The 15,176-nt window shown below is 43.2% G+C and carries 12 protein-coding genes; 11 read left to right on the top strand and 1 reads right to left on the bottom strand.

The features are described 5' to 3' along the window. Positions 1-13: 13 nt before the first annotated feature. The 4 genes from clpX to E0485_RS18695 all read left to right on the top strand — a co-directional run bounded on the left by clpX (position 14) and on the right by E0485_RS18695 (position 5,329). Positions 14-1,276, top strand: a complete 1,263-nt coding sequence (gene clpX, locus E0485_RS18710; RefSeq protein ID WP_132419626.1) for an ATP-dependent protease ATP-binding subunit ClpX — start codon at positions 14-16, stop codon at positions 1,274-1,276. Positions 1,277-1,376: 100 nt separating this feature from the next. Beyond that, on the top strand, positions 1,377-2,474 hold the full coding sequence (gene ispG, locus E0485_RS18705) for a flavodoxin-dependent (E)-4-hydroxy-3-methylbut-2-enyl-diphosphate synthase (RefSeq protein ID WP_132419596.1): 1,098 nt from the start codon (positions 1,377-1,379) through the stop codon (positions 2,472-2,474). Positions 2,475-2,643: 169 nt separating this feature from the next. Further along, the gene (locus tag E0485_RS18700; protein WP_132419595.1) at positions 2,644-3,222 is read left to right on the top strand and encodes a TetR/AcrR family transcriptional regulator; all 579 of its coding nucleotides are present in this window, start codon (positions 2,644-2,646) and stop codon (positions 3,220-3,222) included. Positions 3,223-3,298: 76 nt separating this feature from the next. Further along, entirely contained in the window at positions 3,299-5,329 is a 2,031-nt protein-coding gene (locus E0485_RS18695) for a YhgE/Pip domain-containing protein (RefSeq protein ID WP_132419594.1), read from the top strand. Between the two features lie 101 nt (positions 5,330-5,430). Here E0485_RS18695 and E0485_RS18690 read toward each other — a convergent pair whose 3' ends face one another. Further along, entirely contained in the window at positions 5,431-6,132 is a 702-nt protein-coding gene (locus E0485_RS18690) for an N-acetylmuramoyl-L-alanine amidase family protein (protein ID WP_132419593.1), read from the bottom strand. A gap of 189 nt (positions 6,133-6,321) precedes the next feature. Between E0485_RS18690 and lonB the strand changes: the two genes are divergently transcribed. The 7 genes from lonB (at position 6,322) to hemL (ending at position 15,154) form a co-directional block, all read left to right on the top strand. Then, on the top strand, positions 6,322-8,034 hold the full coding sequence (gene lonB / locus E0485_RS18685) for an ATP-dependent protease LonB (RefSeq protein ID WP_132419592.1): 1,713 nt from the start codon (positions 6,322-6,324) through the stop codon (positions 8,032-8,034). Positions 8,035-8,276: 242 nt separating this feature from the next. Next, positions 8,277-10,622, top strand: coding sequence for an endopeptidase La (lon, locus tag E0485_RS18680; protein ID WP_132419591.1), 2,346 nt, complete (start codon positions 8,277-8,279; stop codon positions 10,620-10,622). Next, positions 10,612-11,220, top strand: coding sequence for a ribosome biogenesis GTP-binding protein YihA/YsxC (gene yihA, locus E0485_RS18675; protein ID WP_132419590.1), 609 nt, complete (start codon positions 10,612-10,614; stop codon positions 11,218-11,220). The genes lon and yihA overlap by 11 nt, the downstream gene beginning before the upstream one ends. A 294-nt stretch (positions 11,221-11,514) precedes the next feature. After that, positions 11,515-12,102, top strand: a complete 588-nt coding sequence (locus tag E0485_RS18670) for a non-ribosomal peptide synthetase module (RefSeq protein ID WP_132419589.1) — start codon at positions 11,515-11,517, stop codon at positions 12,100-12,102. A gap of 301 nt (positions 12,103-12,403) precedes the next feature. Continuing rightward, a complete protein-coding gene (gene speD, locus E0485_RS18665) occupies positions 12,404-12,805 on the top strand; it encodes an adenosylmethionine decarboxylase (RefSeq protein WP_132419588.1) in 402 nt (133 codons plus the stop codon). 174 nt (positions 12,806-12,979) lie between these two features. Further along, positions 12,980-13,783 carry a uroporphyrinogen-III synthase gene (locus E0485_RS18660; RefSeq protein WP_132419587.1) on the top strand — a complete coding sequence of 268 codons (804 nt, stop codon included), beginning with the start codon at positions 12,980-12,982 and terminating at the stop codon, positions 13,781-13,783. Between the two features lie 60 nt (positions 13,784-13,843). Next, entirely contained in the window at positions 13,844-15,154 is a 1,311-nt protein-coding gene (hemL, locus tag E0485_RS18655; RefSeq protein WP_207911013.1) for a glutamate-1-semialdehyde 2,1-aminomutase, read from the top strand. Positions 15,155-15,176 lie beyond the last annotated feature (22 nt).

The following is a 15,176-nucleotide window of genomic DNA, read 5'->3' as shown; positions in this document are numbered from 1 at the left end:
AAGGAGTGATATGATGTTCAAATTTAATGATGAAAAGGGCCAATTGAAGTGTTCTTTTTGCGGTAAATCACAAGAGCAGGTACGTAAGCTCGTAGCTGGTCCAGGTGTATATATTTGCGACGAGTGTATTGAGCTATGTACTGAGATTGTTGAGGAAGAGCTAGGGCATGACGAAGAGCTGGATATGAAAGATATTCCGAAGCCAAAAGAGATTTGCTCGATTCTTGATCAGTATGTAATTGGTCAAGAGCAGGCTAAGAAATCCTTAGCAGTTGCTGTATACAATCATTACAAGCGTGTGAATACACATAGCAAGCTTGAGGATGTTGAGTTACAGAAGAGTAATATCTTGCTTGTAGGTCCTACAGGTAGCGGTAAGACGCTTCTTGCTCAAACTTTAGCCAAAATCATCAATGTTCCGTTTGCGATTGCAGATGCAACTTCTCTGACTGAAGCCGGCTATGTCGGTGAAGACGTTGAGAACATTCTCCTTAAGCTGATTCAAGCTGCAGATTATGATGTTGAGAAGGCAGAGCGCGGGATTATTTATATCGATGAGATTGATAAAGTAGCTCGTAAATCCGAGAATCCTTCCATTACACGCGATGTTTCGGGTGAAGGTGTTCAGCAAGCTTTGCTTAAAATTCTAGAGGGCACGGTTGCATCTGTACCTCCGCAAGGCGGTCGTAAGCATCCGCATCAAGAATTCATCCAAATCGACACAACGAACATTTTATTTATATGCGGTGGTGCATTTGATGGTCTTGAAAGCATCATCAAACGCAGAATCGGTAAGAAAGTGATCGGTTTCTCAACGGACGGCACAAAAGCTGATTTGAAACCAGGCGAATATTTATCCATGGTATTGCCTGAAGACCTGCTAAAATTCGGCTTAATCCCTGAATTTGTTGGTCGTCTGCCAGTCATTTCGACACTTGAGCCACTTGATGAGAACGCACTTGTGCGCATCCTGTCCGAGCCTAAGAATGCTCTGGTAAAACAGTATCAGAAACTGCTTGAGATGGATAATGTGACATTGGAATTCAATCAAGAGGCACTAATTGCCATCGCGAAGGAAGCGATCAAGCGCAATACAGGTGCTCGTGGACTCCGCGCAATCATTGAGAGCGTCATGCTGGATGTTATGTATGACATTCCATCTCGTACAGATGTATCCTCGTGTACAATTACGGAGGATGTTATTCAAAATAAAATTGCTCCGGTTCTAAAGGGTAAAGAAGATAAACCTTCCAAGAAGAAGGAAGAAAGTGCATAGATGTTTGAACCTACATCCTCCACTCTGAACACCATTCTAGGATGGACTTCGGAGTGGAGGATGTTTTATGAGTGATATAGAATTTAAAGGGGGGAATAGGATGTTTCATCGCAAGGATACTAGACCTGTACGGGTCGGTGATATCACGATTGGCGGAAGCAATGAGGTCATCATGCAAAGCATGTGTACAACCAAGACAGCAGATGTAAAAGCAACGGTGGCTGAGATTCTTCGTCTTGAGGAAGCAGGTTGTCAAATTGTACGAGTTACAGTGAACAATGCTGAAGCTGCCGAGGCGATTAAGGAAATTAAGAAGCAGATTCATATTCCGCTTGTTTCGGATATTCATTTTGATCACCGTCTGGCGCTTGCTGCGATCAAGAACGGGATTGATAAGGTACGGATTAATCCAGGCAATATTGGGAAGCGCGAGCGCGTGGAAGAGGTGGTTCGCGCATGTAAGGAACGCGGAGTACCGATTCGGATCGGTGTGAATGTGGGATCGCTTGAGAAGCACCTAATCGATAAATACGGCTATCCAACACCAGAAGCTATGGTGGAAAGTGCCTTGTATCATATTGGGATTCTTGAAGAACTGGATTTCCATGATATCATCGTGTCACTTAAGGCATCTGATGTTCCAATGGCGATTGCCGCCTACTCACAAGCTGCCGAAGCCTTCAATTATCCGCTTCATCTTGGAATTACGGAAGCAGGAACTTTGTTCTCGGGAGCTGTCAAAAGCGCAGCAGGCTTAGGCGTTCTGCTTAATATGGGAATTGGCTCCACAATGCGAATATCGCTTAGTGCAGATCCAGTTGAAGAGATCAAGGTTGCGCGTGAACTGCTTAAATCTTTTGGCTTGATTACGAATGCAGCTACTTTGGTTTCTTGCCCGACATGCGGCAGATTGGATTTTGATCTATTTCCTGTAGCCAATGAGATTGAAGAATACTTGGCTAAGATTAAGGCGCCGATTAGAGTTTCTGTGCTTGGCTGTGCTGTAAACGGACCAGGCGAAGCTCGTGAATCGGATATCGGAATCGCGGGCGGACGCGGAGAAGGTCTATTATTCCGTCACGGAGAAGTAGTCCGTAAAGTGCCACAGGAACAGCTCGTTGGAGCGCTTAAAGAAGAGATAGACAAACTTGTACGTGAGTATGAAGAAACAGGTGTAGTACCAGGACGTCGGCACTAATTTATGATTATTGATAAAGCAACCAGTAAAATTGTGGTTGCTTTTTTACTTTCAGGTGTGATATATTTAACTCAGAAGTTGACCGAAATAACATTCTGGTCATTTGGTCGGTTGGTCAGTTAGTCAATTTTTGAAAATATCACTCGATCAGACGTAAGGGGGGATGGTAATGGCAGTAGATCGTCGGAAGCAGATTGTAGAAGCAGCAGGTAAGTCATTTGCCTTGTTCGGCTATAAAGCCACGACGATGGAGCAGGTTGCGAAGCTGGCGAATGTAGGGAAAGGGACCATTTACACCTTTTTCACGAATAAAGAGGAACTGTTTGATGTAATTGTAGATGATGTGATTTATCAACTTCGTGACTTAGCTAAGACATCGATTGATCCGGATCAATCATTTATGAATAATTTACATCGATTTTTGTTTAGTGCATTAGAGTTTCGTCGTGAACATGAGTTTGTTATACGACTTACGCATGAGGTTAAGGAAATGGGTACTGCAGCTGCCAAAGAAGGAATGCTTAAAATCGAGAATGCCATACTAAATTTTATGGCGGTAAAAATTCAGGATGCGATTGATCGCGAGGATATTAAGCCATGTAATCCAGAACGTACGGCATTCGCTATGTTTAAGATGTATATTGCATTTGTGTTTGATTGGGAATTAACTCATGAGCCTTTAAGCAAGCAAGAAATACTAGAGTTATTCCGTCAGTATTTTGTCAACGGATTGGCTGTTGAATCATAAGCCATCCTTTTTTTACACAGAGAAATGACTAGTTGATTAAAATGGTCAGTCGGTATTTATTTAGGAGGAAACCATAATGAAACAGCGTATTAAATCGAATGGATCAGGAGAATGGTCTTCGATTATCAAGAACAAAAAAGTGTTAATTCCGGTCATTGCGGTAGCATTAATTCCACTATTATATAGCTTCATGTTTCTATGGGCGTTCTGGGATCCTTATGCGAAGCTAAGTGAGCTCCCAGTTGCAGTCGTTAATAACGATAAAGGCGTAGTATATAATGATAAGGAATTAGCTGTCGGGAATGAATTCATTGATAAACTGAAGGAAACGAATGATTTTAAATATGAATTCGTATCAGTGAATGAAGCGAATGATGGCTTAAATGATCATAAATATTATATGGCGATCGAAATTCCAGAGAATTTCTCAGTGAATGCGACAAAGGCGATGGATAAACAGCCTGTTCAGCCTGAATTGAAGTACGTGGCGAATGAAAGCTTGAACTTCCTTTCATCTCAAATTGGTAAAAGCGCGATTGAGAAAATGAAATCGGAATTACAAGCTAATCTAGTTAAAGCTTATACAGATACAATCTTTGATAATTTAGATGAATTATCAGATGGCATGCAAAAGGCTTCCGATGGTGCGAAGGAATTAGCAGATGGAACCAAGAAAGCCAAAGATGGAATTAACGAAATTGATTTTAATTTAGGCAAATTGACTGAAGGAACGAAGCCGCTTCAAGAAGGTGTTAAAGGTTTGGTTGATGGTGCATCCAAACTTGTGGTTGGCTCAGGCGATCTACACAAAGGTACGAGTCAACTTGCTGGTGGTCTTGATCAGCTAAATGCAGGAAGCTCACAGCTTACTTCGAGCGCTAAGCAGCTGCAAACTGCTGCTGGTACGCTGAACGAAGGAATGAAGAGCTCGGTTGAAGGCTCAGAAAAGCTGCAAGCAGGGGCACAGGGTATCAGCGCTGCATTGCAGGGTTTTGCACAAGCACAGCCAGAGCTTGCACAAACGGCCGAATTCAAGCAATTGCTTGAAGCAGCTAAACAATTAAGCGGTGGTGCAACAGCGTCTTTAGAAGGTCAAAAGCAGCTTTCTGCTGGTATGCAGAAATTGAGCGATTCTCAGGGACAATTTGTTGCAGGACTTAGTGGATTCAGTTCTAAATTAGGTGAAGCAGCACAAGGAATGAAGGTAGTAGACGCAGGTGCTTCATCTGTATCAACAGGACTTGGTCAATTGAATGCAGGATTAGCTCAATTGTCTGGTGGTGTAGATCAACTTAGCAGTGGTTCTGCTCAATTGAAGGAAGGTACATTGAAATTATCTGAAGGAATGGGCACAGTAGTCGACGGCACGAATGAGCTTTCTTCGAAACTAAAAGAAGCAGCCGATCGTACAGGTGAGTCCAAAGCTACAGAAGCAAATAAAGAAATGATATCTAACCCTGTTGAGTTAGTAACAGAAGGAGAAGGTGTCGTACCAAACTATGGTACAGGATTCTCTCCATACTTCTTGTCATTAGGATTATTCGTAGGTGCTCTTACACTAACCATTGTATTCCCGCTTAAGAAACCAGCAATCGAGCCACCAAGATCTTCTTTCCATTGGTTTATCTCGAAATTTGGAACGATTCTTACGATCGGTGCTATCCAAGCCTTACTTGCTTCTTTCATCATGTTAGTCGGTCTTGGTTTAGAAGTTCAAAGTGTTTGGAAATTTATTGTAATGGGACTTGTGACAAGCTGGTGCTTCATGGCAATTCTTCAATTCCTGGTTACTGCTTTTGCAGATGCAGGACGATTCATTGCGATTGTACTCTTGATTATTCAGCTTACAACATCAGCAGGAACATTCCCGTTAGAACTAATTCCAGATTCATTACAAGTATTTAATAAATGGGTACCAATGACTTATTCCGTTAGTGGATACAAAGCCGTTGTTTCAAGTGGTCAATTTGATGTAATGTGGCAGAATGTTGCTGTACTTGCAGGAATTATCGTTGTGATGGGCGGCTTAACATGGGCAGTGCTTCAATTAAGCTTCAAACGCAACTATCGCTCTGGCAGCACAGTACAAGAGACTACTGCAGTCTAATATAAAATAATCATAAGCAAAAGGCTCTCCCTAAGTAGATTTCTACTTATAAGGAGAGCCTTTTGTTTGTATAGAGCTATTAAATTCTTCTTACCACTTGCTTAGTTTGTTGAATCACTTTTGTCTTTCGTGGTACTGTCGAGATATTCCAGAACGCCTGCCGCGATTTCTTTGGCAATTTCGTTTTGACCTTGGTTGCTCGTTAATCTTGCTCGATCTTCAGCACTAGTGATAAAACCCATCTCGATAATTACAGTTGGACATTTGGAGCGATTGAGCAAATAATACGTTTTGCCGAGGAATGGCTTCTCATTGTCTCGATATAGCAAATTTAATCTTGCTTGTACTTTATTGGCCAGTTCAATACTTCGTTCATCTGCTTGATGAAGTACGATAGCACCATGCCTATTCTTATTCTTCGACCAATTCACATGTAATGAAATCATTGCCTGTGGCTTCATGTCAACAGCCAGTTGTTTGCGCTGTGCTAAATCCTTGCGATGGCGAGATTTGCTCTTCAGCCAGGAATTATGGTCGCTAAGCGCATAATCGCCCGTTCGATTCAGGATGACATCGTAGCCTTTATTCGAAAGGGCTTCGAATGTTTTTTTGGCAATCGCAAGGTTGATGTCTTTCTCTAGAATGTTTCCGTAAGATGTTCCTCCATCTATTCCACCGTGTCCCGCATCAATGATGATGTCGGCATCAGGGGCAACAGGGTCAGCTGCTTGTAATCCACTTACAGGAAGAAAGACCGAAATCACCATTAGAACACTACAGATAAATAGTTTGATTTTTTTCAAGTGGGCAGCATCCTTTCCCGCAAACTTATCTTATGGTAACTCGATTTGGTTATCCTCATTCATGGTTATTCTTGTGATTATGTATTGCATCAGAGGGCAATAATAGTAAACAAGAAAAAATATGCTGGGCAAGTGTCCAAGAGTGACTCTTAAAGAGAAGCTGGCGGGATCTATGTAGGAGGGAAAGACATGAATCTAAGTATTATCGTGATGGTCGTGCAGTTCTTTTTTGCGATTATTATTGGGCTATACTTCTTGAATCTACTGCGTAATCAGCAGACGAATCGGTCTGCCGTCGATAAGGAATCGAAGAAAGAAATGGATAAGCTGCGCAAAATGCGTTCTATCTCACTATCGAAGCCGCTTGCGGAGAAAACAAGACCGCAGACATTAGCGGATATTGTCGGTCAGAAGGAAGGTTTGCGTGCTCTTAAGGCCGCTCTGTGTGGTGCCAATCCGCAGCATGTGCTTGTGTACGGTCCTCCTGGCGTAGGTAAGACCGCGGCAGCTCGTGTAATTCTGGAAGAGGCGAAGAAGAATATTCAATCGCCATTTCGCGCTGAAGCCAAGTTTACAGAGATTGACGCTACAACAGCTAGGTTTGATGAACGCGGGATCGCCGACCCGCTGATTGGCTCTGTTCATGATCCAATTTATCAGGGCGCAGGAGCAATGGGAGCGGCAGGGATCCCTCAGCCTAAGCCTGGTGCTGTCTCTAAAGCGCATGGCGGCATTCTGTTCATAGATGAGATTGGTGAACTGCATCCTGTGCAGATGAATAAGTTATTAAAAGTACTCGAAGATCGTAAAGTGTTTATGGAGAGTGCTTATTACAATTCTGAGGATCCGAATATCCCATCCTATATTCATGATATTTTTCAAAATGGGATGCCCGCCGATTTTCGGATGGTTGGTGCTACAACCCGTATGCCGCATGAGATTCCGCCGGCCATTCGTTCGCGTTGTATGGAAATTTTCTTCCGTCCACTGCTTCCAGATGAAATTGGATCGATTGCAACTAATGCACTTAGCAAAATCGGACTTCCGAATAATGATGCCGCTATAGAGACTATAAAGAAGTACGCAACGAATGGCCGCGAGGCAGTGAACATTATTCAACTTGCCGCTGGTGTTGCTCTGACAGAAGGAAGAGCAGAAATAAGTCCCGCTGATATTGAATGGGTCGTGAATTCATCGCAAATTCCGCCAAGACCTGAGAAGAAGGTTCCAACGGAGCCACAGGTTGGATTTGTAAATGGTCTGGCAGTGTATGGCCCCAATCTAGGTACTCTGCTCGAAATAGAAGTAAGTGCGATCCCTGTTTCAAAAGGAGAAGCCAAAATTACGATAACAGGCGTTGTAGATGAGGAAGAGATGGGAGGCGGCTCTCGTACCTTAAGACGTAAAAGTATGGCGCGCGGTTCGGTTGAGAATGTGCTGACCGTTCTGAAGAGATTGGCTTTTGCAACCGATCAATATGATCTGCATGTCAATTTTCCTGGTGGTGTGCCAATCGATGGTCCTTCAGCAGGCGTAGCAATGGCTGTCGCAATTGCATCTGCTATTAGTGGAATTCCAGTAAGCAATCAAATTGCCATGACAGGTGAGATCAGTATTCATGGTAAAGTAAAGCCAGTCGGAGGGGTTGTCTCCAAGGTAGAAGCCGCGTTCCAGGCAGGAGCTACCAAAGTCTATATTCCTCGGGAGAATTGGCAGGAGCTGTTTGCGAACTTGCCTGAGGTCGAGGTGATTCCGGTTGATTCGATCGATCAATTGCTCGAAAAGGTGCTTGGGATTGAAACATTATCGGAATCGAATGTAATTGTCATGCCTGGTATTGGTAAGCAGGTCACTTCTGGGGCGATCCTGCATGCTGAGAAGCCCAGTACTCTTGACACTTAGCATTTTCAAGAAGAAACGGTTTCACCGTCCTTAAAGGCGGGTGTGTTTCTTAAGGTATTACTTAGAATTTATGACACGAAAGTTATAAATTCTATAATACACAAAAGTATGCTGCTGCCCTTCGAAGGACGGCAGCACAGTTCCTCTTTTTCTGCAAATTGGAGTTTTGTTAGTAGTTTTGATACAATGTTAGCTACAACAACAGCTACAGTAGGCGGCTAAATCAGTGGAGGTGCTGTTAAATGGGATCGAATAAAAATCAAACGCGTCGTTTACCTTTATTACCACTTCGTGGATTACTTGTATATCCCAGCATGGTCCTTCATTTGGATGTGGGACGTGAGAAATCAATTCGTGCGCTTGAGCAAGCGATGATCGATGAAAGCTTAATATTGCTTTGCTCGCAATCGGAAGTGAATATTGAAGAACCGAAGCAAGAGGATATTTATCGCATAGGTACAATTTCAAAGGTCAGACAAATGCTGAAATTGCCTAACGGAACGATACGTGTTCTTGTTGAAGGTGTGATGCGCGCCGAAATTATGGAATACCTCGTGAATGATGAATATTACGAAGTCTCAGTTAAAGAGCTTGTTGAAGAGGAAGGCTCCGACCCAGAATTAGACGCGCTTATGCGTACGATTCTAGGTCAATTTGAGCATTACATTAATCTTTCCAAGAAAGTAACGCCTGAGACGCTTGCTGCAGTTAGCGATATAGATGAACCTGGTCGATTAGCGGATGTTATTACTTCACACTTGTCACTCAAAATCAAAGATAAGCAAGAGATTCTGGAGACTATCGATGTAAGGCCGCGTCTTGAGAAGCTGCTGGAGATATTGAACAATGAGCGTGAAGTTCTTGAGCTTGAGCGCAAAATTAATCAACGTGTCAAGAAGCAGATGGAGAAGACACAGAAGGAATATTATCTTCGTGAACAAATGAAGGCGATTCAGAAAGAGCTAGGCGATAAGGAAGGGCGTGCTGGTGAAGTTGAGGAGCTGCGCTCCCAGCTAGCAGAAGCTGAGCTGCCTGATAAAGTTCAGGAGAAGGTTGAAAAAGAAATTGATCGTCTTGAGAAGATGCCAGCTACTTCAGCCGAAGGCAGTGTTATCCGCAATTATATTGATTGGTTACTTACTTTGCCTTGGTCGAAGAAAACGGAAGACGATATAGATTTGCTAAAAGCGGAAGAAGTTCTGAACGCAGATCACTATGGACTTGAAAAGCCGAAGGAGCGGGTTATTGAGTATTTAGCCGTGCAGAAGCTAGCTGAGAAGCTCAAAGGACCGATCCTCTGTCTGGTTGGCCCTCCAGGGGTAGGTAAAACCTCGATTGCTCGTTCCATTGCAAGGTCGATGGGACGTGAATTCGTGCGTATTTCGCTTGGCGGTGTTCGGGATGAAGCGGAAATTCGCGGTCATCGTAGAACCTATGTTGGCGCAATGCCAGGCCGAATTATTCAAGGTATGAAGAATGCAGGTGTACAGAATCCTGTCTTTTTGTTAGATGAAGTAGATAAAATGGCAATGGATTTCCGCGGAGATCCAGGCGCTGCATTGCTTGAGGTGCTTGATCCTGAACAGAACAATACGTTCAGTGACCACTATATTGAGGTACCGTTTGATTTATCGAACGTTATGTTCATTACGACGGCGAATACCGTGCACAATATTCCGCGCCCCCTATTGGATCGGATGGAAATGATCTCGATTGCGGGTTATACCGAAATGGAGAAGCAGCAAATTGCGCGCAAATATTTGCTGCCTAAGCAGCTACGGGATCATGGCGTAAAGGAAGAACAATTAATCGTCGATGATGAGATGATCATGCACATCATTCGTGACTATACACGTGAAGCAGGAGTGCGTGGGCTTGAGCAACTGCTAGCTGCCCTATGCCGCAAGGCTGCTAAGCGCATCGTACTTGATCCGAGTACAATCGTTCATGTAGATCTGGAGAGCTTGAAGGATATGCTTGGACCTGCGAAGTACCATTATCAGACTGTGGAAGAAAGCGACCAGATTGGGACGGTAACAGGATTGGCATGGACTGAAGTAGGCGGAGTTACATTGACTATAGAAGTCACTGTGCTGCCAGGCAGTGGTAAATTGACGCTTACAGGTAAGCTTGGCGATGTCATGAAGGAATCCGCACAAGCGGCGTTCTCATTTGCGAGATTACGTGCTGATAAATTTGGGATTGCACCTGATTTTCACGAAAAGAACGATATTCATATTCATATTCCAGAAGGCGCAATTCCAAAGGATGGCCCATCTGCGGGTATTACGATGTGTACAGCGTTAATTTCTGCCTTAAGTAATATCCCTGTTTCGCGTAAAGTTGCCATGACTGGTGAAATTACACTTCGCGGTCGTGTGCTGCCAATTGGCGGACTAAAGGAGAAGTCACTTGCTGCGCATCGTGCTGGTATTCGTACCATTCTTGTGCCAAAAGATAACGAGAAGGATATTGAAGATATTCCAGAGAGCGTACGCGCAGATTTAACGATAATCCCTGTTAGTCATATGGATGAAGTGTTGGCGCATGCGCTTGTTACAACAGGAGGCAATACAATTGAAAGTTAATCAATCCGAATTTGTTATATCGGCTGTACAGCCTAGTCAATATCCGATTGACGCCTTGCCAGAGGTTGCTCTGGCAGGGCGTTCCAATGTCGGCAAATCATCGCTTATCAACAAGATGATCAATCGTAAAAATTTGGCTCGTACAAGCTCCCAGCCAGGAAAGACACAGACATTGAATTATTACCGAATCAATCAGGATCTCTACTTCGTAGACTTGCCTGGTTATGGTTATGCTAAAGTGTCCAAGACGGAGCGGGCTCGCTGGGGCGTATTTATTGATCGTTACCTGAGAGAACGGGAAGAATTGAAACTTGTGATGCAGCTTGTAGATTTGCGTCATCCTCCTTCCAAGGATGATCAAGCGATGTATGAATGGCTCTGTGCGAACGATATACCACGCATTGTAATTGCTACTAAAGCGGATAAAATTCCTAAGGGCAAATGGCAAAAGCATGCCAAAATCGTGCGTGAGACGCTTGGGATGGATAAAGGGGAGACATTGATCCTTTTCTCATCTGAATTAGGCCTGGGAAAAGATGAATTATGGAGCTATATCGAGCAAAAGATAGGATATCAAAGCGAGGTTAGTCCATCATAGGTATGTATATAGAGCGACGACAGACAAGCAAAAGCTTGATGTGGTCGCTTTCTTTATTAGTATTACATCCCTTCGGGAATAGAAGAATGTATAAGAGGAAAATGAGATATCTATGAAAAACTTGCTGACAATTCCGTCTTAAGGCTGATTTTTACGGATTTCGCCGAATTTTACGATTTGGTTACGAAGGAATAATCTTAGCGGGTGTAGTATAATTATTAACACATATACAACTTGAGGTTATAGTTAAGTTTCGTGTTGTTGTTTTCAAAACAAAGAATTGAGGGATTTTCCATGGCACAACGGTTAGCGACTGAGTATGTCAAAACCTGCCTGCAATTAACGGAAGTCGAACTAGCAACATTTATTAACAAGTTTGTGGAATGTGGTGTTAAGCTGCAAGTCCATGTACTGGATACTGGAAATCAGGAGGTCGTATTCCGCGACGACAAAGATCAAGAAATTAACTTTTCTTTTGAGCAAGAGGATGGCAAATATGTTTGCAGAGGGAACTGTCGATTGCATGATATGCGTTTAGTAAGCTTAATGCGCAAGGCTGTTGCTGAATTTAAAGGAAGCGCAACTGTAAATCGCATTTATACAGGCTACACAATCGTATATCAATACAATCTGGGTGCTGTTGCTCAAATTGAAGAAGTAAAGTATGGATCACGTAAATTAATTTATCAATATAAAAATACGTTGGGGCAATTGGAGAATTTATTCCACAACCAAACGGCAGAACAAGAAATCAAAACAATTCGTGGACAAATCAATCATCTGCTAGATCTTCGCAATGATTTGAAGGATACAGCAATCTTATCCGAAATTGACGAGAGATTGCGTAAGCTGACCCATCAACTATTCGTTCTAGAAGTATAGTTCAAGTACTTAAAGGCTCCTAAGGGAGCTTTTTTTATGTGCTAAATAAAATATACGAATCGTTTATTCACCTAGCTGCAATAAGTCACATATGGTAGTTATAAACATCCCAAAAAAAGTGTTGCAATTCTGATGATTTGATGTTATTTTTAGTTTCGTTGAAAACAATATATAGGAACCAGGATTCACTCAGGACATGGAATGTTGCGAGAGATTTTTCCCTCGAGAGAAGTGAATGACGTAGGTCCTAGCGGATGAAATTTTTTCAAACATTTTATTCCTAGGAAGGGGGAACCGAAAGATGGAATACTCAACTTTCGGAAGACACGTTGCTGTTGATACTTGGGGTGTCGACTTCAATCTACTGAATAATGCAGAATGGCTGCAAGCACAAATGGTTGAAGCTGCTGAAGTATGCGGAGCAACGGTATTATCTGTACAATCCAAGCAATTTGAGCCACAAGGTGCGACTGTATTGGTGCTATTATCTGAGAGTCACCTCTCCATCCATACGTATCCTGAGAGAGGTTTTGCAGCGCTGGATTGCTATACTTGTGGGGAGACTGTTGATCCACAACTAGCAATTGATCACATGGTATCCGTATTAAAACCGGAAACTGTTCACGCGAAGAAGCTAGTTCGCGGAATGGGAGAGCTACAAGTTGAAACTCCGTCGATGAAACAAGCTGAGCTTGTAAAGTAGTACAAGTTTTGTTTTGCAAATATTTGAATATAGACACATTGCCACGGGATTCATTCATTTACGAATGGGTCCCGTGGTTATTTGCTTATGATCACATATGAGGAAAGTAGGCAAAATCCGATTTTGTGAATGGATATGTTATAATGAAGGTTATAAATTAAGGAGTGATATCGGATGAAGCAGCAGCCCCTATTGGGTCGCAAAATACTTGTGACTCGTGCTCCAAGTCAAGCTAAAGAGCTGTCTGATGCTATTCGTGAGCTTGGTGGAGAACCGATTGAATTAGCCGTTATTGGAATAAGGCAGCCTTCTGAACCTGAAGCTGTGAAGCGTCTTGACGATGCCATTCATCATTTAAGCGACTACCAGTGGTTGTTTTTTACAAGCGTGAACGGGGTCGAGTTCTTCATTAGACGTCTGCGTGAGCTTCATATGGATCTTAACCGATTGAAAAAAATGAAAATTGCTGCGGTCGGTCCTAAGACAGCAGAAGTGATCCAACACTATGGTTTAACGGTTGAGCTAGTCCCGCAGGAGTTTGTCAGTGAAGGATTCGTTGCTGCGATGCAACCTAATATTCATCAAGGGGATAAAGCGCTATTGCCAACGGCAGATATTGCTCGAACGATCATTGCAGAGCAGTTGACGGTGCTTGGAATGGAAATTACGCAAGTGATTGTTTACGAGAATGTGCCTAATTATGAGAATGGGCAGGCAATTATAGATTTATTGCAAACCAAAGCGATTGATTTCGTCACCTTTACGAGTTCCTCGACTGTAAGGAATTTTATAGCTGCGATTAGACATAACGGCGTTGAAGAACCGATGCAATTGCTGCAGGATGTTCAAATTACTTGTATAGGAAGCAAAACAGCTGATACTGCACGTGAACTTGGCTTACATGTATCTGCTGTGGCGAAGGAGTTTACAATACCTGGTCTTGTGCAGAATCTAGTAGAACTTGCACAACCTTGGTGATAAAGGTAAGGATTCTGTGTTTACTAGAATGGAATAAACTCGTAGGAGATGAGCAATAAGATGAAAGAACATACAGTAAGGCAAGATCATAATTCATCCATGGCTTTTGCGGAGGCTAAGCAATACATGGTTGGCGGGGTTAACTCACCTGTTAGAGCCTTTAAATCTGTCGGAGTAACGCCTTTATATATCGATCATGGTGTTGGATCACGAGTGTATGATATTGACGGACAATCGTTTATTGACTATGTATGTTCGTGGGGGCCATTGATCGTCGGTCATGCGCATCCTCGTGTAGTTCAGGCTATTCAGGACACGGCAGCCAAAGGAACTAGCTTCGGTGCGCCTACACTTGTAGAGACGCAGATGGCTAAGCTCGTAACGGAGCGTGTACCGTCGATGGATATCGTTCGAATGGTGAACTCGGGTACAGAAGCGACGATGAGTGCATTGCGATTAGCAAGAGGATATACAGGGCGCAATAAAATCCTTAAATTCGAAGGCAGTTATCATGGACATGCTGATGCCTTGTTGATTAAAGCAGGATCAGGCGTAGCAACGCTTGGATTGCCGGACTCGCCGGGTGTTCCAGATAGCGTAGCTGGCAATACGATTGCTGTGCCATATAACGATCTTGAGGCCGTTAAATTAGCTTTTGACCGTTATGGAGAAGAAATAGCAGCTATCATCGTTGAGCCTGTTGCAGGCAATATGGGCGTCGTGCTGCCGCTTCCTGGATTCTTGGAAGGACTGCGTGAAGTTACGCGTACATATGGAGCTTTGCTGATTATGGATGAGGTAATGACGGGATTCCGTGTTGGACTGGGCTGTGCTCAGGGAAGATTCGGTATTGATCCTGACATCACTTGTCTCGGCAAAGTAATTGGCGGAGGCTTGCCTGTTGGAGCGTATGGCGGCAAACGTGAAATTATGGAGCATATGGCGCCAATGGGTCCAATTTATCAAGCAGGAACTTTATCCGGGAATCCACTGGCAATGATTGCAGGTTTAACAACACTTCAATTGCTTGGTGAGCCAGGGGTCTATGAGGAACTTGAACGGAAATCCGCTAGACTAGAGCAAGGTTTTACTCACAATGCCAATGAATATGACATCCCTTGTACGATTAATCGTATTGGCTCGATGGTATGCCCATTCTTTACAAATCAGAAGGTGTATAACTTTGAGACAGCTAGAACATCTGATCTGCAGCTATTCTATCGTTATTTTAGAGCGATGCTGGATCAAGGCATTTCGGTGGCGCCTTCACAATTCGAAGGTATGTTTGTATCGACAGCTCACACAGATGAAGATATTGAGCTTACGATTCAGGCACATCGTGAAGTAATGAAGAAGCTGGCTTCCTCATAGGAACCAGCTTTTATCAAATCGA

This window comes from Paenibacillus albiflavus (assembly GCF_004344915.1).
GTDB lineage: Bacteria > Bacillota > Bacilli > Paenibacillales > NBRC-103111 > Paenibacillus_AM > Paenibacillus_AM albiflavus.
The sequence above is the reverse complement of the archived record's forward strand: the minus strand, read 5'-3'. Positions and strand labels throughout refer to the sequence as shown.